The organism is Streptomyces sp. NPDC030799 (assembly GCF_055572255.1).
The window spans coordinates 186,081-206,068 of record NZ_JBVIDS010000005.1; the positions used below are offsets into that span (position 1 = coordinate 186,081).

The 19,988-nt window shown below is 72.2% G+C and carries 16 protein-coding genes and 1 pseudogene; 13 read left to right on the forward strand and 4 right to left on the reverse strand.

The window, feature by feature from the left end:
* Positions 1-6 precede the first annotated feature (6 nt).
* The 3 genes from ACZ41I_RS14350 (at position 7) to ACZ41I_RS14360 (ending at position 4,076) form a co-directional block, all read left to right on the forward strand.
* The gene (locus ACZ41I_RS14350) at positions 7-654 is read left to right on the forward strand and encodes a 5-oxoprolinase subunit B family protein (protein ID WP_468514190.1); all 648 of its coding nucleotides are present in this window, start codon (positions 7-9) and stop codon (positions 652-654) included.
* Positions 651-1,508: a 5-oxoprolinase subunit C family protein gene (locus ACZ41I_RS14355; RefSeq protein ID WP_363218939.1), complete on the forward strand. Its 858-nt coding sequence runs from the start codon at positions 651-653 to the stop codon at positions 1,506-1,508. Before ACZ41I_RS14350 ends, ACZ41I_RS14355 begins: the two co-directional genes overlap by 4 nt.
* Before the next feature lie 123 nt (positions 1,509-1,631).
* Positions 1,632-4,076: an FUSC family protein gene (locus ACZ41I_RS14360; protein WP_468514191.1), complete on the forward strand. Its 2,445-nt coding sequence runs from the start codon at positions 1,632-1,634 to the stop codon at positions 4,074-4,076.
* Positions 4,077-4,349: 273 nt separating this feature from the next.
* On the opposite strand, the gene ACZ41I_RS14365 is transcribed toward ACZ41I_RS14360, so the two are convergent.
* A complete protein-coding gene (locus ACZ41I_RS14365) occupies positions 4,350-5,384 on the reverse strand; it encodes an alpha/beta hydrolase (RefSeq protein WP_468514192.1) in 1,035 nt (344 codons plus the stop codon).
* A gap of 142 nt (positions 5,385-5,526) precedes the next feature.
* On the opposite strand from ACZ41I_RS14365, the gene ACZ41I_RS14370 reads away from it, so the two are divergent.
* A complete protein-coding gene (locus tag ACZ41I_RS14370) occupies positions 5,527-6,090 on the forward strand; it encodes a hypothetical protein (protein WP_468514193.1) in 564 nt (187 codons plus the stop codon).
* Positions 6,091-6,138: 48 nt separating this feature from the next.
* On the opposite strand, the gene ACZ41I_RS14375 is transcribed toward ACZ41I_RS14370, so the two are convergent.
* The gene (locus ACZ41I_RS14375; protein WP_468514194.1) at positions 6,139-7,047 is read right to left on the reverse strand and encodes a TolB-like translocation protein; all 909 of its coding nucleotides are present in this window, start codon (positions 7,045-7,047) and stop codon (positions 6,139-6,141) included.
* A gap of 280 nt (positions 7,048-7,327) precedes the next feature.
* Between ACZ41I_RS14375 and ACZ41I_RS14380 the strand changes: the two genes are divergently transcribed.
* The 7 genes and pseudogenes from ACZ41I_RS14380 to ACZ41I_RS14410 all read left to right on the forward strand — a co-directional run bounded on the left by ACZ41I_RS14380 (position 7,328) and on the right by ACZ41I_RS14410 (position 16,828).
* Complete coding sequence (locus ACZ41I_RS14380) at positions 7,328-8,737, forward strand: hypothetical protein (protein WP_468514195.1); 1,410 nt, start codon at positions 7,328-7,330, stop codon at positions 8,735-8,737.
* A 251-nt stretch (positions 8,738-8,988) separates the two neighbouring features.
* Positions 8,989-9,524: pseudogene (locus tag ACZ41I_RS14385) on the forward strand (asparaginase); the annotation flags it as partial.
* Between the two features lie 244 nt (positions 9,525-9,768).
* Positions 9,769-10,752: an ABC transporter ATP-binding protein gene (locus ACZ41I_RS14390; RefSeq protein WP_468514196.1), complete on the forward strand. Its 984-nt coding sequence runs from the start codon at positions 9,769-9,771 to the stop codon at positions 10,750-10,752.
* Complete coding sequence (locus ACZ41I_RS14395; protein WP_468514197.1) at positions 10,749-12,113, forward strand: ABC transporter permease; 1,365 nt, start codon at positions 10,749-10,751, stop codon at positions 12,111-12,113. Before ACZ41I_RS14390 ends, ACZ41I_RS14395 begins: the two co-directional genes overlap by 4 nt.
* A 4-nt stretch (positions 12,114-12,117) precedes the next feature.
* Positions 12,118-14,865, forward strand: coding sequence for an alkaline phosphatase family protein (locus ACZ41I_RS14400; RefSeq protein WP_468514198.1), 2,748 nt, complete (start codon positions 12,118-12,120; stop codon positions 14,863-14,865).
* Between the two features lie 91 nt (positions 14,866-14,956).
* Positions 14,957-15,823, forward strand: a complete 867-nt coding sequence (locus ACZ41I_RS14405; protein ID WP_468514199.1) for a winged helix-turn-helix transcriptional regulator — start codon at positions 14,957-14,959, stop codon at positions 15,821-15,823.
* Between the two features lie 111 nt (positions 15,824-15,934).
* Positions 15,935-16,828 carry a universal stress protein gene (locus ACZ41I_RS14410; RefSeq protein WP_468514200.1) on the forward strand — a complete coding sequence of 298 codons (894 nt, stop codon included), beginning with the start codon at positions 15,935-15,937 and terminating at the stop codon, positions 16,826-16,828.
* Positions 16,829-16,856: 28 nt separating this feature from the next.
* On the opposite strand, the gene ACZ41I_RS14415 is transcribed toward ACZ41I_RS14410, so the two are convergent.
* Complete coding sequence (locus ACZ41I_RS14415; protein ID WP_468514201.1) at positions 16,857-17,069, reverse strand: hypothetical protein; 213 nt, start codon at positions 17,067-17,069, stop codon at positions 16,857-16,859.
* A gap of 83 nt (positions 17,070-17,152) precedes the next feature.
* Complete coding sequence (locus tag ACZ41I_RS14420) at positions 17,153-17,854, reverse strand: response regulator (RefSeq protein ID WP_399767697.1); 702 nt, start codon at positions 17,852-17,854, stop codon at positions 17,153-17,155.
* 312 nt (positions 17,855-18,166) lie between these two features.
* Between ACZ41I_RS14420 and ACZ41I_RS14425 the strand changes: the two genes are divergently transcribed.
* Positions 18,167-19,072: a universal stress protein gene (locus ACZ41I_RS14425; protein WP_399767700.1), complete on the forward strand. Its 906-nt coding sequence runs from the start codon at positions 18,167-18,169 to the stop codon at positions 19,070-19,072.
* Between the two features lie 16 nt (positions 19,073-19,088).
* Positions 19,089-19,961: a universal stress protein gene (locus ACZ41I_RS14430; protein ID WP_468514202.1), complete on the forward strand. Its 873-nt coding sequence runs from the start codon at positions 19,089-19,091 to the stop codon at positions 19,959-19,961.
* Positions 19,962-19,988: the final 27 nt, after the last annotated feature.

Genomic DNA, 19,988 nt, shown 5'->3' on the forward strand with positions numbered 1-19,988 from the left:
GGGCGCATGACCGAGAGCCGGTCCGTCGAAGTGCGCCCCGCCGGGCGGCACGCCCTGCTCGTCGAACTGCCCGACGCCGAGCGCACCGGAGCCTTCCACACCGAACTCCTGCGACGGCGTGCCGCGGGAACCCTGCCACCGGTCGAGGAGATCGTGCCGGGCGCGCGGACCGTGCTCCTGGACGGTGTCACCGACCCGGAGGAACTGGCCCGCCTAATCACCGACTGGGACCTGCCCGCCCACGCGGCCGACGACGGGGCGGTGGTGGAGATACCCGTGCGCTACGACGGCCCGGACCTGGCCCGCGTCGCCGCCCTGTGGGGCGTCGGCGCCGACGAGGTCGCCACCCGGCACACCTCGTACACCTACCGCGTCGCCTTCTGCGGATTCGCCCCCGGCTTCGGTTACCTCACGGGCCTGCCCGCCGCGCTGCACGTGCCCCGCCGCGACACACCCCGCACCCGGGTCCCGGCCGGCGCGGTCGCGCTCGCCGGCCCCTACAGCGCCGTGTACCCGCGCGCCACCCCCGGCGGCTGGCAGCTGATCGGGACCATGCCGGACCCGACCCCGCTGTGGGACCTCACCCGGGAGGAACCGGCACTTCTCACGCCGGGGACCCGGGTGCGGTTCGTGGCCGAGGGCGGCACACCATGACCGTCAAGCTCGCCGTCGTACGCTCCGGCGCCCTCACCACCGTCCAGGACCGCGGCCGGCGCGGCCATGCGCACCTGGGCGTGCCCCGCTCCGGCGCCCTGGACGCCCCCGCCATGAGGCTGGCCAACCGGCTCCTCGGCAACGCCCCCGACGCCGCCGTCCTGGAGACCACCCTGACCGGCTGTGCCCTGCGCCCCGACCGCGGCGTGACCGTCGTGGTCGGCGGCGCGCCGTGCCCGGTGACGGTCGACGGCCGGCCGGTCGCCTGGGGACTGCCCGTACGGGTGCCCGCGGGCGCCGTCCTGAACGTGCGCGGCGTGACGGCCGGCGTGCGCTCCTACGTGGCCGTCGCCGGCGGCATCGCCGTCGAGCCCGTCCTCGGCAGCCGCGCGACGGACCTGCTGTCCGGGCTCGGCCCGGCGCCCCTGCGCGACGGGGACGTCCTCCCGCTGGGCACTCCCGCCCCACAGCCGGCGCTGCCCGACAGCGCTCCGTGGCCGGCTCCGCCCACCGAACTGACCCTGCCGCTGCGCCTCGGCCCCCGCACCGACTGGTTCTCACCCGCCGCGCTGCACACCCTCACCTCGGCGACGTACCGCGTGTCACAGCACAGCAACCGCATCGGCCTGCGCACCGAGGGACCGTCGCTGGAGCGGGTGTCGGCCGGTGAGCTGCCGAGCGAGGGCATGGTGCTCGGCGCCGTGCAGGTGCCCCCGGACGGGCGCCCGGTGGTGTTCCTGCACGACCACCCGACGACCGGCGGCTACCCGGTGATCGGCGTCGTCGCCGAGACAGCCCTGGCGGCGGCCGCCCAGGCCGCGGCGGGCACCCCGATCCGCTTCACCCTGGGGTGACGCCGCGGCAGGACGGGTTCGCCGGTGTTCACCCTCCGACACCGAGCCCTCCGACACCGAGCCCTCCGACACCGAGCCCGCCGGCGGCGTGCCGGGCGATCGGCGGTGGGCGATTCTGGAGGAGTGGGTCGAGTCCCAGCCCGTCGGATTCCGGCGGTCTACGCCGCCCCGGGCCGCCGGGCGGTACGCGTGACGCTGGTCGCCGCGGCCGGTTTCAACCTCTTCCGCTACGGCCTCGATCGTCCCGTGGCGGCCACGTACGCCCTGTTCGCGGCCGTGGCCCTGGGCGGACTCGCCAAGATCCCGGGCACCGGCCGGCAGCGAGCCGCGACCGTGCTGCGGCTGCTTCCGGTGTGCTGGCTGCTGGTCGTCGTCGGCACCTGTCTGTCGGTGCGGACCTGGAGCGCCGTCGTCGGCATGCTGGCGGTCGGCTTCACGCTGGCATTCGCCGCCGTGGGCGGCCCGCGCCCGGCAGGAGCGGCGCCAGGCCTGCAACTCCTCTACATCCTGCCGTCGTTCCCTCCGTACGCCCCCGGCACGCTCGCCGAGCGCCTGATCGGTACCACCACCGGACTGGCCCTGCTGGTCGCCGCCGAGGCACTGATCCTTCCCGAGCCCAGCCCGCCGTCCTACCGGGCACGGGCCACCCACGCCGCGCGCACCGCCGCACACTGCGCGACCCTCCTCGCGGCACCGCCGTACGCCCTGACCGGTCCGGACATCCGGGCAGCCTGGGAGACCGGCAGGTCACTGCGGTCCCTGACCGTGCCGGAGGCGGAACGCCCGGCCGGACCAGGAGTACGCGACCGTGCCCTCGCCCACACCGGCCTCGCCACGCGCACCCTCCTCAGCCGACTGGTCCAGCTGCCCGCCGCGCCGGGCGGGCAACCGGGCCGCGAGGTGACCGCCGTACTGCGGGCCGTGGCACGACTGGCCACGGCGACCGCGACCTGCCTGCGCGCCGGGGCGTCGCCGGTCGCGGCGTACGAGGACCTGGTCAGGACGCGGGCCCAGCTGTCGGCGGTGTCCGCGGGCCCTATTCCCACCGCGGATTCCCCGGCCACCGCGGATTCCCCGGCCACCGCGGATTCCCCGGCCATCGGGGGTTCCCCGCCCATCGGGGGCTCCCCGGCCACCGGGCCGGCCGCCACCGCGGGTCCGGCGTCCCCCGGGCCGGCTCCCACTGGGGAGTCCGCGTCTACTTGCGCAGCCCCTGCCGGGGAGCCCGGGTCCGCCTGCCCGACCCCTGTCGGCGAGTCGGCATCCGTTTGCCCGGCTCCCGCCGGGGATTCCCCGTCCGTGGGCCCGCCCCCCGCCGGGAAGTGCGCACCCGGAACCGCTCGCGTACCGGAATTCGCGGCTGCCGTGCTGCGTCGGCACGCCGCCGTCCTGGAGATCGCCGACGCCGCGCTCGCCATGGCCACGGCGGCCGATCTGTCGGTCCACGGCAGACACACCCCGATGGGGATCCCGCACGGCCGCTTCTGGTACGCCAGAACCTGGGCGCCGATGCTGTGGTGGCACCGGGTGCGGGGTCATGCCGGGCGCCGGTCGGTGTTCTTCCAGAACGCGGTCCGTATCGCCCTGGCCCTGACCGCCGCCCGCCTCGTGGCGGGGGTGGACACGCTGCCCCACGGTTTCTGGGCCACGCTCGCCACGCTCACCCTCACCCGCACCACCATGGACGAGACCTGGCACACCATCCGACTGGCACTCACGGGCACCCTCGCGGGAGCACTCGTCACGGCCGGCGTACTGAGCCTGGCCGGGACCGACACCGTCGTCTACGCCGTCGTACTGCCCGTGTGGATGCTGTTCGCCTTCACGGTCGGTCCGGTCAAGGGTGTCGGCTGGGCGCAGGGCCTCTTCACCGTGCTCGTGGCGCTGGTCTTCGCGCAGTTGGCCCCGCCGACCTGGCGACTGGCGGAGGTCAGGATGCTGGACGTGCTGGTCGGCAGCGTGATCGGAGCCGTCTTCGGACTGCTGGCCTGGCCGCGCGGCGCCCATGACGAGCTGCGCCACGCCGCGGCGGAACTGCTGCGCCGCGCAGCCGAGATCGTGGTGGCGACCGGCGCCGCGGTGGCGGCCGGCGGGGCGGTGGCCGCGTCCTCGGGCGTGCCCGGTCACCGGTCGCTGCAGCGCGCGATCATCCTCGCCGAGTCCGCGTACGCGCAGTTCCTGAGCGAGCCGACGCCCTTCGGCGGCGCGCCGCGCCGGTCCGGGCTGCGCACCGTGGACTGGCAGGCCACGCTGATGGCCGGTCACCACACCCTGTGGGGGGCCGACCGGCTGCTGACACCTCCGCTCACCGGACTGGGCCCCGCGGCGGCCGGGTGCGTCAGCGGGCTGGGGGAGCGGGTGGCCGGGCGGATGCTGCTGGTGTCGGCGGCCCTGGATCCCGGAGCGGACACCCCTACCGGCCGGATCCCGCTGGTCGATCCGGTCCTCGAAGGACCCGGCGGCGAGCCGCCCGGCGCGCCGCGCCTCTACTACGCGACCGTGTCGTGGCTGGACTCGCTGATGACCGACCTGAGACGGATCCCACGAGGCAGCCCCGAGGCGCCGTGACAGCGCCGCCCCACCGGCGGGCCGGGACGGCCCCGGAACCGTTCGACCCACGGCGCGGGCCCGGCCGCGCGGCGTCGAACACCGTTCCCGGACATGGCACCGCGCGGCCGGTCTGCGAGCAGCACTCCGGGGACAAGGGCGGAGAGGGCCACCGCCGAAGCGGCCACCGTGCCGGCGTACGGCCACCCGCGTGGCTGGGCGGCACGTCGGCCGGAGCCCTGGCGACGGCCCTGACCCGCGCTCCGACGGCACGCGGCCCGGTCACTCACGGAGTCATCGCGTCTGGGTGAGGATCCGCCGAAGCCAGCGGGTACGGGCGTCGCGGGCGTCCTGGCTGAGGGCCGCCCCCGGTGCGAAGGTGTCGAAGCCGTGGAAGGCACCGGGCCACACGTGCAACTCGGCTTGGCCTCCGGCCCGCCAGATCGCCTGCGCATAGCCGACGTCCTCGTCCCTCAAGGTCTCCGCCGACCCCACCTCGATGTAGGCCGGGGGCAGCCCGGACAGATCCGTGGCACGCGCGGGAGCGGCGTAGGGCGGCAGGTCCGCGGCGCCGTATCGGCCGCCCAGCGCCGCCTGCCACGCCGTGGCGTTGGAGGTGCGGTCCCAGAGGTCGATACCGGCCATCTGGTGACTGGAGAACGTGTCGTTGCGGTCGTCGAGCATGGGGTACAGCAGCAGTTGCCCGATCAGCGGGGGCCCGCCCCGGTCGCGGGCGAGCAGGGCGAGTGCCGCGGCCAGTCCGCCGCCGGCGCTCTTGCCCCCTACGACGACACGCTCGGCGTCGATGCCGAGTCCGGCCGCATGCGCAGCCACCCAGGCGAGTCCGGCACGACAGTCGTCCAGCGCCGCGGGGTACTGGGCCCCGGGGGCCAGCCGGTACTCGACGGAGACGACGGCCAGTTCCAGGGGCAGCGCCCACTCACGGAGCAGTCGCGGAAGGACGGACCAGGCGTTGCCCGTGATCATTCCGCCGCCGTGCATGTAGTAGAGCAGCGGCAGCGGTCCCGCGATCCCGGCGGGCCGTCCGCTCACGAGCGTGACCTCCGGCCCGCCCGGCGGCCCCGGCACACAGAGCTCCTCCACCTCGAAACGGCCCTCGGCCCGCAGCTCCCGGACCGTCGGTCTGGGCCGGGCCACGGCATCCCGCTCCTGCCGTTCCGCCAGGTTCTGCCAGGTGAGCGGTTCCCGGGCCGCCCCCTCCGCCAAACCGCTGAGCGCGGCGGCCAGTTCGGGAGCGAACGGCGGCGCATGCCACCCTGTCGAGGCACGTCCGGTTTCCGGTGACGGCATGTCATCCGCGAGGTTCATACGGCGTAGCCAACCACCTGCCGGGCAGGGGCCGACCACGCCGGGTACGGGACGTCCGTCCCCCGGCGGTCGTCTCCCCGTGGCCTTGGCCGGGAGCCGTCGGGCCTGGTAGGCATGGCCTGTGCGATTCGAGAGTGTTCCCATGCCGGCAGCGGTCGAGGTGCGACCCCGTGACGCTCGTGGGTATCCCGTGCCGGCGATCACTCCCTGGGAAGGGGAGGAGCCCCAGTTCGCGCTGACCGACTACGAGCGCAGCGCCGTGTGCGCGAGGAAGCGTCTGTGCTCGGTGTGCAACCAGGGCATGCCACAGGGGCCGGTGTGGCGTGTGGTGGGCGCCGAGGAGAGCGCGGCGATCGGGACGGCGCTGGCCGCCGGTCGGCCCTACCGCAATCTGGCACCGACCCTCGAAGGACCGGGGCACCGTGCGTGCATGCTGTACGCCTCGATGGTGTGCCCCTATCTGGCCCGGCCCAACGCCCGGCGCGGCATGTCCGCGGCGGAGCCGGACGACATGACCTCTCATGTGGTGCGGGGCGCCGTCCGGGGCGACATGGGCGCGGTGGTGGGCTTCGGCGAGTACGAGTACGCCGTCACCGGAAGCCGGGTGCTCTTCCGGTTCCTCGACGTCGTCGAGTACCTGCCGCACGACACGTCCGACGCACACCTGGACGAACTGCGGGCCGAACTCGCCCGGACCGCGAAGTGACCCGTACCCCGCGCCCCGGAAGTGCCCGGCCCGTTCCGTCGGCCCGGGTCAGGGGCGGTACGCCGCCAGCCCGACCGTCGAGGTGACCTTGGCCGGGTGACCCGTGCCGTCGGCCGGCAGCGTCACCGTGCCGGACGGGGTGCGCACCGCGAGGGTCTTGCCGTCGGGCGACCAGGCCGGCTCGGTGTAGTCGGTCGTGGCGTGCGGCGTGAGGTCCTTGATGTGGTTGCCGTGCGTGAAGTCCTCGACGAGTACGTGGTCGTGGCCGGCGACGGAGCGTACGAAGACGACCTCCTCCTCGTTCGGGGACAGAGCCGGCTGGGAGCCCTTGGTGAGCTTGCTGCCCTGCTGGCGGAGGTAGTCGTCCCGGATGTAGACGGCGCCGGTGTGGTCGTTGGCGTACACCGAGGTGCCGTAGTGGCCGGCCGCGTTCGGCCAGACGTTGCCGGTCTGCGGAAGCGCACCGCCCGGACCCGGCTCGCCGTACAGGGACAGCGTCTTGGGCGTGCCGTGGACGGCCTTGGCGGAGATGACCTTCAGCCGGGAGACATTGTTCGCGCGCGCCGCGAAGATGAGGTTGTTCTTGGCGGGGATGCCGTTCTGGGTGTCCTTCGCGGTCACCTGCCAGGTCGGGTGCGACCAGTTCTGGTTTCCGGGGTTCTTGGCCACGACGATGCGCCCGCTGCCGTCGGGGTTGGCGATGTCCAGGTTGCCGGAGCCGTCGACGAAGGCGGCCTTCTTGCCGTCCGGGGACCAGGCGAGGTCCCGGACGGGGACGCCGAAGTTCACCGTGTGGCCGCCGATCAGCACGTACTTGGTGCCGTTGCTGATGGTCAGGGTGCCGTGCGAGGCGCTGGTGGCGGCCGAGGCGGCGCCCGAGGCGCCCAGCAGCGCCGAGCCGGTGACGGCCGCGGCCACGGCGATGGCGGCGGTCATGGTGCGGGTACGGGTGGTCATGACGGAGTTCCCCCAGGAACGTCGACAGGTCAGGTCGTTGGGTGAAGCCACGCCAGAGCCGCTCCGGCGTCGTCCTGGTCGCTGAAGGCCACGCGACCGCCTGCCGCTCTGTATGAAGCCCAGCCTGACAGGCCGTGATCCTCGAACCGTCCGTTCGGTGTCACAGGGGCGTAACACGGTGAGCGGCGACACCGGTGGTGAGCGAGGGGTGCCCAGGGGCTAGGGTCCAGCTGATCGTGCAGTCCCTGCGTGTGAAGCTCCTTGCGACCGAAGGACGTTGATGAGACGAAGATCTTTCACCGGTACGGCCGCGGTGTTCATGTCCGCCGCGGGCCTGGCCGCGGCACTGCTGGGCTCCGCCCCGGCCGGTGCCGTCACCGGCCGGCCGGTGATCACCCTGGACACCCCGGCGCCCATTGCCCTGCCGGCCGCGCCCGCCACCGCGGACGTGCACTTCGAATTCCAGACCACGGCGAAGAACCTCCGGGCGGACGACGCCACCCTGACCGTGGACGCCCGGGGCCTGTCGAAGATTGCCAAGGTGACGTTCTCGCACAACTGCACGGCCGAGGGCCTGGTTGCCACCTGCTCGGACGAGTTCGAGTCCGACTCCTCTCCCACCACGCACATGGGCGCCATGACCGGGCTGACCCTGACCCCGCTCAAGGGCGCCGCGCTCGGTGCGGTGGGCACGTACAAGGTCACCGGGCGGTCCGCGCACGCGCAGATCGTGGGCGGCACCGGCAAGGTCGAGGTGGGTGGCCCCTCCTTCGGCCTGGACAACCTGACCGACCACACCGACCTGAAGGTCGGCAGCACCGTGTCCGAACCGGTCCGGTTCAGCAACGTGGGCAACCGTCCCGCCAAGGGCGTCCAGACGGTCCTGGCCGCCTCACCCGGCCTCGACTTCGCCGACCACTACGCCAACTGCAAGTACGGGTCCAACGGCACCATCCACTTCGCGGAGTGCTACCCCAAGGGCGCGATCGGCATCGGAGAGACGGCGGCCCTGGCCGCACCGGTGCGGCTGCACGTGAACTCCGCGGCGCTGTACACCTACCTCGACACCCTCACCGCGCCCCTCGGCCGGCCGGGCTGGCCGGACGATCAGGGCATCAAGTGGACGTGGGGCAAGGGCACCACGCTCGGACTCAAGGTGATCAAGGCGGGCCGGCGGTCCTCGGCTCCGGCGGGTTCCGTCTCCCTGCCGCAGACGGGCGAGGTCACCGCCTACCGGATCGCCTCCCTCAAGGCCCGCAACACCGCCGACTTCGGTGTCACCGGCGCCGGCGCACAAGCCGGGCAGGGCAAGAACGCGACCTTCGCCTTCCGCCTGACCGCGAACGGTCCGGCGACCCTGTACGACCGCAGCGGCGGTGAAGGAGTGCCCACCGTCCGGGTGACGCTCCCGGCCGGTACCACCGCGGTCGGCCACTCGGCCAACTGCTCTCCATGGCAGGTGAACAATCCGACGGCCGAGGCTCACGGCCCGTACGTCTGCGGCTCGCCGGACTTGGTCCTGCCGAAGGGGAAGGTCACCGGATTCACCCTGACGCTCCGGGTCGACAAAGTGGTCACCCATGCCAAGGGAGGCGTCCAGGTGGTCTGGGGTCCGGATCCGTCCCACTCGCACCGGCCGGAGTTCGACCCGAACAGCCGCAACGACTCCGCGGCGCTCACACTGAACTGAGCCTCTACGGCCGCGGCGCACACACGGACGGGGTCGCCCGCCTCGGGCGGCCCCGCCTCGCCGCACCGAGGCGTCCATCGTTCACGCTCGCCGACACCACCTTCCACTGCGTCGACGGCGACCCGCGACCGCTACCACCTCGGCAGCGGCACGCAAAACTGTGCACGAACGGCTGAGTTCGCCCGCGGCACCGTGACCGGCCCGTGGGTACCGTGACGCGAGCCGATGTCCCACCGGATGGTGATCTGCCGATGCCCCAGCCCGCCACAGTCACCACCTCGGGGGAACCCTGCAACCCGGTCCTCGCCGAGGTCGTCCGCTCCGGGTTCGTCGAAGGGCGCCACCGGGGAAGTGCGGTGCTGCTCGCCGCGGACGGTTCGGTGGAGCGGGCCGTCGGTGACATGACGTCCCCCGTCTTCCCGCGGTCCGCCAACAAACCGATGCAGGCCGCGGGCGTGCTGCGGGCCGGCCTCGGCTGACAGCGGGCGGCCGGCGCGACCCCGTGGCCATGAACTGCTCCGGCACACACACGGCGATGCCGGCCGCCGCCGCGCTGCGGGGCCGGCCGCTGGAGTCCTAGCGTGACCCGGACCATCCGCTGCACCTGCTCATCCGCACGGTGGTGGTGGAGGAGGCGGCCGGCGAACCGGTGACCGCTGTCGGTGTGGACGGCTGCGGGGCCCCGCTGATGGCGATCAGCCTGACCGGGCTCGCCCGTGCCTTCCGCTCGTACGTCCTCGCCGCGCCCGGAACGCCCGAACGGCGGGTCCCCGACGCCATGCGCGCTGCCCGACGCCCGCTCCCTGGCCCTCAAGGTCGATGACGGCGGGACCCGAGCCCAGCCGTTATGCGGCATTCGCCCCGCCCCGCGCAGCTGATGTGTCATCAACTTGACTGCCCATGAATGGATTTGCCGTCTATTGGCATGCCAAACGGCTGTTGTCTTCCGTTCTCTGAGCGTTCAACCGGGAATCCCTGTGAGTGTTGTGTGCTCTCCCTAGCCTCCTTGAGGTTTCGGAAAGAAGGGGCTCATGGACGACTCATTCCTCGCGGTCCGGGCGCGCGGGATCACCAAGTGTTTCGGTGATGTCGTCGCACTCGACGGCATCGATCTGGATGTGGCGCAGGGACAGATCCACGGCCTGGTCGGACCGAACGGCGCCGGCAAGACGACACTCCTCGGGCTTCTGCTCGGCCTGGCCGTGGCCGACGGCGGTCAACTGGAGGTCCTCGGTACGCCGGTGGGCCGGACGTTCGCCGCTCCCGACGGTGTCGCCGGGTTCGTGGACGGTCCGGGCCTGTATCCCTCGCTCACCGCCCGGCAGAATCTCGCCGCGCTGGCCGCTCTGCACGGCCAGGACACGCGCGCGGCAGGCATCGACGCGGTGCTCGACCAGGTCGGGCTGACCGAGGTCGCCGACGACCGGGTCCGCGGATTCTCCCTGGGCATGCGTCAACGCCTCGGCCTCGGCGCGGCGTTGCTCACCAGGCCTCGGGTCCTCGTGCTGGACGAGCCGTCCAACGGCCTCGACCCCGCCGGCAAGAAACACGTCCACGGTGTGCTGAGCAGGCTTGCGGCGGAAGGGACCAGTGTCGTGCTGTCGAGTCACCGCATGGACGACCTGGAGGCGCTGTGCTCCGAGGTCACCATCCTCGCCACCGGACGGGTCGTCTTCTCCGGCCCGCTGGGCAAGCTGGCCGCAGAGAACCGTGAACTCGACTACCGCCTGGTCACCTCCGACGCACAGGCAGCCCGTCGGCTGGCCGCCGAGACGCCCGGGATCCACGTGGCGGACGGCACGGGAGGGCGCCAGGGACGCGATGCACTCGTCGTACGCGCACTGGTGCCCGCCCTCGACGAACTGGTCGTACGGCTCGTGCAGTCGGGCGTCGCCGTGCGTGAACTCGCCCCCGAGGTCTCCCCGCTGGAGGCCGCCTTCCTGGCCCTGACCGAGCAGCGGGACCCCGGGGCCCGGCCACAGGAGACCGACCAGCCGCGGAGGGCCGGCCGATGACCGCGACCACAACCGCCGTGGCCACCGACCCCACCGCCGGCGCCGGACGAGTCTCGGTGGCCCGCGGCTACCGCTTCGAACTGGTCAAGCTCGTCTCGCAATGGCGAATCCGGCTCCTGGTGCCGGCCTGCTGGATCGCACCGGCGCTCTTTGTCGCCGGGGTGAGTCAGCAGAGCACCCTCCCCTCCGACACGCTCTTCGGCCGCTGGATGCTCGCCACGGGGTGGGCCGGCCCCCTGGTGATCCTCGGCTTCTCGGGCACCTGGGCGCTCCCGCTGCTGACCTCCGTGGTCGCCGGTGATGTGTTCGCCTCCGAGGACCGGCTGGGCACCTGGCGCCACCTGCTGGTGGCGGTCCGCTCACCGCGACGGATCTTCGCCGCGAAGGCACTGGCGAGCCTCACCGTGATCCTGCTGCTCGTGGTCGGGCTGGCCGTTTCCAGTACGGCCGGTGGGCTCATGGCGGTCGGCAACCGGCCACTCGTCGGCCTCGACGGCCACCTGCTGGCCCCGGGGGACGCCGCCGGCAAGGTGCTGCTCGCCTGGGCCTGCGTCCTCGCACCCACCCTGGCACTCGCCGGGATCGGCCTCCTCGGGTCCGTGGTAATGGGACGATCCCCGATGGGACTGCTGCTGCCGGCGGTCGTCGCGCTCGTGCTGCAGCTCGCCCAGATGCTGCCGCTGCCCGTCGCCGTACGACTCGCCCTGCCCAGCTGGGCGTTCATCGCCTGGAACGGTCTGTTCACCAGCCCCGCACAGCTGGGTCCGCTCATGACCGGCATCATGGTCAGCCTGGTGTGGGCCGTGACCGCCACCGTGCTCGCGTATCTCCTCTTCCTGCGGCGCGACTTCACCAACCTGACCGACGACGGCTCGGGACGCCGCGCTGTCACCGCCGGACTTCTGCCGCTCGCCGGGCTGACCGCCGCGACCGTCGCCGTGGTCGCGGCGACGACCGGGGCCACCGGCTCCGGGATCTCGCAGGACAAGGTGCAGCGTTCGCTCGCCACGGAGTTCGCCCACCTCTACCGCATGCAGACCGAGCAGCTCAACCGTCCTGCCGTCACCGAAGCGCAGCTGAAGGCCACGGCGACGTGCGACAAGGGCAGCGTCAGGGTCGCCGCCGAGGGGCCCGGCAACGACTGGCGCTGCGTCGTCTCCTGGCACCTTCCCGGCGTCGAGGTCACCGGGACGGCCGTCTACCAGCTCGACGTCACCTCGGACGGTCGGTTCACGGCCGACGGCGACGGACCGAAGGAAGTGAACGGCTACTTCCTGGTGCGGACCCCCGTCGGGGACGCACCGAACCCGCTTTGGCAGTTCGACGGCAACGTCGGGCTTCTCCGTACCTCGAAGGGATGACTTCATGCAGGTAACCCGCAACCGCCGACCCGCCGAGAGGTCGGTTCCCGGCAGACGCATCGGTCGTCGGGGCACCCTCACGGCCGGCGCCACCGCAGTCGTCCTCGCCGTCACCGCCGGCATCGGTTACGCCCAGACCTGCCAGTTCGGCACCGATCAGGTCGGCCAGATGACCGACCGGGGCCAGGTCATCTCCAGCGACCAGTACATCGCCCCGTACGGCGACCGCCTCGTCCTGAACAACGGCAAGATCATGTCGTCCTCGGTCAGCCCGGACGGCACCCACCTCGCCGCCGCGGTCACCGACGGCGGCAGCGCACTGGCCGTCGTGGACGTGCAGAACTGGCAGGTGCAGCAGGTCGTCGGCGCCGCCGCGTCGTCGACCCCGCGGCTCAGCAGCAACTCCGTGGGCCAGGAAGGCCCGACGTACTCGCCCGACGGCAAGCAGCTGTGGCTGAGTCAGACCGACGGCTACACCAGGTTCACGGTCAACCCGGACGGCACGGTCGCCAACCCCGTGCCGGTCAGGATCCCGGCGGACGGATCCAAGCACGCCCTGGTCGGTCAGGCCGTGTTCTCGTCCGACGGCTCCACCGTGTACGCCGCGGTCAACGGCCAGAACCGGGTGGTCGCCATCGACGCGGCGACCGGCGCCATCGAACAGAGCTGGCCCGTGGGCAACGCCCCGCGCGACATGGTCCTGGCCGACGGCAAGCTCTACGTCAGCAACGAGGGCGGGCGCCCGGCACAGTCCGGCGACACGACCATGAACTCGTACGGCACCCAGGTGCCGGCCGACCCGAAGACCGGTGCCACCACCACCGGCACGGTCAGTGTCATCGACCTGGCGAACCCGGCCGCCACCCCCGCGAGCATCGACGTCGGTCTGCACCCGACCGCCCTGTACGCCAAGGGCAGGTCCGTGTTCGTCACCAACACGGCCAGCAACGACGTGTCGGTCGTCGACACCGCCCGGGACAAGGTCGTACAGACCATCTCCACCCAGCCGTGGCCGGAGGCGTCGGTGGGCTACGAGCCCAATGCGGTGACGCTCACCGAGGACGGCCGCCTCCTGGTGACGCTCGGCCGCGCCAACGCGGTCGCCGTCTACCGGTACGAGAGCCCCCTGGAGCCGGTGCGTTTCGTCGGCCTGCTCCCGACGGACTACTTCCCCGCGGAGATCACGACCGTCGGCGATCAGGTGCTGGTCTCCAACACCCGGGGTATCGACGCCCGCCGCCCCAACAACCCCGCCGGGCGCGGCACCCACGACACCACGTCGAGCGTGCAGCGCTTCACGCTGCCCGACGACAGCGTCATCAGGTCCGAGACGGTCAAGGTGTTCCGGCAGAACGGCTGGACCCCCGGCTCGGTCCAGCTGGCCAAGGGCAAGGGCCACACCCGCCCGGTACCGGTCCCGGCACGGCTGGGCGACCCCTCGACGATCAAGCACGTCTTCCTGATCGTCAAGGAGAACCGGACCTACGACCAGGTCTACGGTGACATGCCCGAAGGCAACGGCGACCCGTCGGTGACGCAGTTCGGCGAGAACGTGACGCCGAACCAGCACGAGCTGGCCCGGCAGTTCGGCCTGTACGACAACACGTACGACATCGGCACCAACTCCGCCGAGGGCCACAACTGGCTGATGCAGGCCGACGACCCGGAGTACACCGAGTCCTCGGCGGGTGAGTACGCGCGCAGCTACGACACCGAGAACGACGCCCTGGGCCACCAGAGGTCGGGCTTCATCTGGACGGGTGCGCAGGCGGCCGGGAAGACGGTACGGGACTTCGGCGAGTTCCAGTCGATCGAGAGCAAGCCGTCCGGTGCGACCTGGCAGAACCTGTACTGCGACGCCAAGAACATGGACGCGACCGGCCAGTCCACCGCCTATCCCATACAGACGGGCTCGGCGATCCCGTCACTCAACGACGTGTCCGTGCCCGGTTTCCCGATGTTCGACCTCGACGTCCCGGACATCTACAAGTACGAGATCTGGAAGCAGGACTTCGAGAAGAACGGGCCGGCGAACCTGAACATGTTCTGGCTCTCGAACGACCACACCGGTGGTCCGGCGAGCCCGGCGGCCCAGGTGGCGGACAACGACCTGGCGGTCGGCAGGATGGTCGACGAGATCTCCCACAGCCCGTACTGGAAGGACTCGGCGATCTTCGTCGTCGAGGACGACTCCCAGGCCGGCCTCGACCACGTCGACGGCCACCGGGCCCCGATCCAGATCATCAGCCCCTGGGCCCGGCGCGGCACGGTCGACAGTCACTACTACTCGCAGATCACGGCGATCCGTACCATCGAGCAGATCCTCGGGATCCACCCGATGAACCAGAAGGACAGCGCGGCCACCCCGATGACCCGCGCCTTCACCCGGCACCCGGACTACACGCCGTTCACCGCGCTGCCCAACCGGACCTCGCTGACCGACGGCCTGAAGACCCCGCCCTCCTGCGGCGTGGACACCCCCGCGCCGCAGAACCCGAGCGCGGCGGCCGTGCCGTCGGCCAAGGTGCCGGCGGACAAGCGGGAGCTCGCGGCCGAGTGGGACGCCTGGAAGTCGAAGCAGCACCTGACCGGCCCGCACGCCATACCCGACTTCGCCAACCCGGCGCAGATGAACCACCTCACGTGGTACCAGACGCACAACTGGACCAAGCCGTACCCCGGCGAGAAGAGGATCTACGCACCGAACGACGTGCCGGGTGCCTACATCCCGTCGTCGGAGTCCGACGGCTGACGCAGACCGGCCACCCCGTCGCAGACCCCTGGCAGGCCACCGCCCGCCAGGGGTCTGCGGTGAGTCCCGAAAGGGAACCTACTATGGGGGCATGAGGATGCGCGACGCTGACGAGACCTGTGGCATCGCCCAGGCCGCCCTGGTCCTGGGGGACTGGTGGAACGTGCTGGTGCTGCGGGAAGTCGCTCGCGGACACGTCCGTTTCGACGCGCTCGCCACGGAGATCGGCCTGTCCCGCAAGGTCCTCACCGAGCGGCTCGGCCGGCTCGTCGCCCAGGGCGTCCTGCACCGAAGCGTCTACCAGCGTCGGCCGGTACGTCACGAGTACCTGCTCACGGACGCGGGAGTCGCGCTGTTGCCGCTGCTCGTCGCCATGCAGGACTGGGGCGACCGCTGGGTGCTGGGCGACGGCAGCCTCACGGGGACGACCACGCAGGACAGCGCCGAGCACGCCCGAGTCCACGCCCTGCCCGGCACCCGCATACCCGAGGGCCTGCGGCTGCCGGGCACGCGGGGTGCCGTCCTGCCGCTCGTCGCCCCCGACGCCGCCGCGACCGTACTGTTCACCTACCCCGGCACAGGAGTCGAGTGGCCCGAGCCGATCCCCGGCGCCGCCGGCTGCACACTGGAGAACCGGCTCTTCCGGGACGCCTGGCCACAGTTCCGGCGGTCGGGCGTCGAGGTGCGCGGCATCAGCACCCAGCTCCCTCATGAACAGGACGAGTTCGCGCGCGCCGAGGGGCTGCCGTACGACCTCCTCTCCGACGCCCGGCACCAGCTGGCCGCCGCTTTGCGGCTGCCGACGTTCCGTGCCGCGGGTCGCCTGCGGCACAAGCGACTGATCCTCGTCGTAGACGCCGACCGCACCGTGCGGCACACACTCTTCCCGGTCGTCGACATCCCGCACGCGGTGACCCAGAGCCTGCGCCTGGCCACCGACTGCACCAGCACAGCCTGAGCCAGGCCCGCTCCCGGAGCGCCCTGGCGACTGCTGCCACGACAATGAGACGGTGAAGACCACGCCCGTGTGGTGCACGACGCGGCGGCCCCATGAAAGGCGGTGGGGAACATGACACTTCCTCTGGTGGTGGGCGTCGACGGCTCCGACTCATGTCTGCCGGCGGTCGACTGGGGTGTGGACGAAGCCGTACGCCACGGTGTTCCGCTCAGGCTGGTGTACGGCTCGCTGTGGGAGCGCTACGAGGGCGGCCTCCCCGCCATGGCCGTGGGCCCGGGGCGTCCCTCCGAGCAGGCGCTGGCCGAGCACATCGTGGCGTCCGCGGCCGACCGCGCCGAGCGCCGCAACCCGGATGTGAAGGTCACCACCGACATCGTTCCGGACGACGCCGTGGACGCCCTCGTGCGCGCGGGCAACGGTGCCTTCGCGCTGGTGACGGGCTCGCGTGGCCGTGGCCGGCTCAAGGGACTGCTGCTGGGCTCGGTCGGTCTGGCCGTGTCGGCCCGGGCGCACTGCCCGGTGATCGTGGTGCGGGGCGATCGGGCGGGCCTGGCGGGTACGCATGAGCGGATCCTGCTGGGCCTGGGCGAAGCCGACACGAGCGCGGAGGCCGTGCGCTTCGCCTTCCGGGAGGCCGAGGTGCGCAGCTGCGTCCTGGACGTGGTGCGCGCCTGGCGCAGGCCCGCCCACGACAGGAGCGGTGAGCGGACACGGACCGACGCACCGGCAGACAAAGACGCGGACTCGTCCGAGGAGGGCGCCCCCGCCGCTGTCGAAGCTCGGCTCGAGGCCGCGATTGCCGAGCATCCGCAGGTCCGGATGCGCCGGACGACGCTTGAGGGACCGGCCGGGAAGATCCTCGTGGACCGGTCGGCAGCCGCGGATCTCGTGATCGTCGGGGCACAGCGCAGAACGGGTCACTTCGGGCTCCAGATCGGCCGGGTCAGCCATGCACTGCTGCACCACGCCCAGTGCCCGGTCGCGGTCGTGCCCCAGCGGCAGTGAAGGGCGCGAGGCCCCGCCTGCCCCGCTCTCAGCCGAACAGGCTCCTCACCCGGAGCGTCTCGACACGCCGCCAGGTGCCGTCGGGCAGCAGTATCCAGTCGCCGTCCGCACCGCGGACCCCGACGCGGACGGAGCCGGCAGCCGGACGTGCGGCCGGTCGACGCGCCCTCGTGGTCGGCGGCAAACGGGCACCGCAGCGGGCGTGCTCTGCACGGCGGCCGGCGTGTGTGCGCTTCTTCATGGTCCTCCCCGTCCGCAATGTCACCTTCCGGCATCACCGGCCGGGTACCCGGCCGAGTGCGGCCGAACGGCACTCAGGAGAGCTCAGCGCTCCGAGTTCCCCGCCGACTCCTGTGGCTCCAGGTGAGAAGCGAGGACCGCCGCCTGGACCCGGCGCTGCACGCCCAGTTTGGCCAGCAGGCGCGAGATGTGGTTCTTGACGGTCTTCTCCGACAGGTACAGCTTCTTGCCGATCTCGCGGTTGGTCAGACCGTCGCCGATCAACGCCAGGATGTCGCGTTCCCGTGGAGACAGGCCGGCCAGCTCGGGTGGCACCGAGGGAGCCGCGGCCGGGTCGGCCCGCAGGGACCGCATGAGGCGGGCCGTGGTCGCGGGGTCCAGCATCGACTGTCCCGAGGCGACGGTGCGGACCGCCGACACCAGATCGGAGCCCCTGATCTGCTTCAGGACGTAGCCGGAGGCTCCGGCCATGATCGCGTCCAGCAGCGCTTCCTCGTCGTCGAACGAGGTCAGCATCAGGCACGCCAGCTCGGGCATGCTGTCGCGCAGCTCCCGGCAGACCGTGATGCCGTCACCGTCGGGCAGGCGGACGTCGAGCACGGCGACGTGCGGGCGCAGCGCGGGGCCCCGGGCGAGCGCGTGCTCGGCGGTGTCGGCATCGCCGACCACGCGGATGTCCGGTTCGGCGTCGAGCAGGTCGGTCAGACCCCGTCGCACGACCTCATGGTCGTCCAGCAGGAACACGCGGATCGGGTCCTGCTCGCTGAAGGAGCGTGCTTCGGTCATCAGGACCTCTCGTTCCCCGGGGGCGGACGGACTGCGGACTGCCCATGCGGCCGATCATCACGTGTCCGCCGCCGCCAGACTAGGGCCGACCGGCCCCAGTTGCTCCATGGTCGTCGCGCGCGCGGGGCGCTGACCCGCCACTCTGGCATCAGGCGCACGATCACCTTGAAGAAGCCGTGGCCAGGGCCGCCCGGCCCTCGGGTCCCGGGTACCAGGGCCGGTCGGCCCGGCACAGGGACCTGCGGCCCCTGATCCCGCGACGGCCATGTCAGCACGCTGGTATCGGATCACACGCCCCGGGAGGTGGACACCATGACCCGAACCGTCACCGTAGGTCTCGACGACTCGCCCGAGAGCCGGGCCGCCGCCGAATGGGCGGCCCGTGAAGCACGGCTGCGTGCCCTGCCGCTGAAGATGCTGCACGTCTTCGACCCCGTTCCCGTGCCCGTGGCCCAGGCAGCTCTGCTCGGCGCCGAAACCGGCCAGGACTGGTCCGAGAGGATTCCGGCCGAGGCTGCGGAGGGCATCGGGCTGCGCCACCCGGGCCTGGAGGTGATCACTGACCGAGTGACCGGCGACCCGGCCGAGGCTCTGGCCGAGGCGGCGGACGCCGCAGAGCTTCTGGTGCTCGGCTCGCGCGGCGTCGGCGGCATCGGAGGATTCCTGGTCGGCTCGGTCAGCCTGTCCGTCATCGCGCACACCGCCCACCCGGTGGTGCTGGTCCGGGCCGGAGAGCAGGCCGCCGACGAACACCGGACGGACCCGGCGGGTGTGCCGTCGGCCGCGACCCCCTTCCGGCCCGTCGTCCTCGGCCTCGACACCGGCGACCCGGCCGAGGCGCTCCTCGACTTCGCCTTCGACGCCGCCGCGCTCCGGGATGCGCCCCTCAGGGTCGTCCACGGCTGGAGCGAGCCGCCCACCTCCTTCTATCGCTTCTACGGCGACGAGGAACTCCGCGGCTCGCTCGCGCGCCGGCAGGCCACCACGCTGACCGAGGTACTGCGTCCCTGGCGGCAGAAGTACCCGAACGTCCCGGTGATCGAGGCCAGCCGCTGCGGCAGCCCCGCACAGGCCCTCGTCAACGCTTCCCGCGACGCTTCGCTCACCGTCGTCGGCCGACGCATCCGTATCAGCCCGCTCGGTGCGCACATCGGGCATGTCACCCACGCCGTTCTGCACCACGTCGTCGCGCCCGTGGCCGTGGTCGCACACGACTGAGACACAGGTGAGCCCGATGAACCTGCCGATCGTCGTCGGAGTGGACGGATCCGAGCCGAGCCTGCGGGCCGTGGACTGGGCGGCCGACGAGGCCGCCCTGCGCGGGGCGCCACTCAGGCTGGTCCATGCCTCGCTGTGGGAACGGTACGAAGGCGCCCTGCTCGCCCAGGAACTGGACAAGCCGTTGGAGGAGGTCATGGCCCTGGATGTCGTCGGCGTCGCCCGCCACCGCGCAGAGCGCCGTCAACCGGGCCTGAAGGTCACCACCGACGTGCTGCCCGAGGAAGCGGAGCACGGGCTCGTCAGGGAGAGCCGCACGGCCCTCGCCATGGTCGTGGGGTCCCGAGGGCGCAGAGGGATCACGGAGGCGCTCCTCGGCTCGGTCAGCCTGACGGTCGCAGGGCACGCGCACTGCCCGGTGATCGTGCTGCGCGGCAGCCACGACAACCAGGCGCGCGCCGGGATCCACGGCCGTATCGTCCTCGGCGTCTGCGGGAAACCGGCGGGCTCGGCGGCCGTACGGTTCGCGACCGAGGAGGCCCGGCTGCGTGGCGTGGCCCTGGCAGCCGTACGGGCCTGGCGTCGCCCCGTGCACACGACCACGGGGCATCCTCTGCTCGTCGGCGAGCCGGCGCATCTCGACCAGCGGGAGGCCGCCGAGGTGGTGGAGGAAGCCCTGCGCGACGCACCGTCCGGCCTCGAAGTGGAGCGCAGCACCGTCGAGGGCAACCCCCGCGACGCCCTGATCGCCGCGTCCTACGACGCCGACCTGCTCGTCGTCGGCACCCGGCGCCGGCACGGTCACCACGTACTCCACCTCGGCTCCGTCACCCACGGACTGCTGCACCACGCCGCGTGCCCGGTGGCCGTGGTACCCGAATCCACCTGACGTCGGGGACCGTCGTGTGCGCAGGGC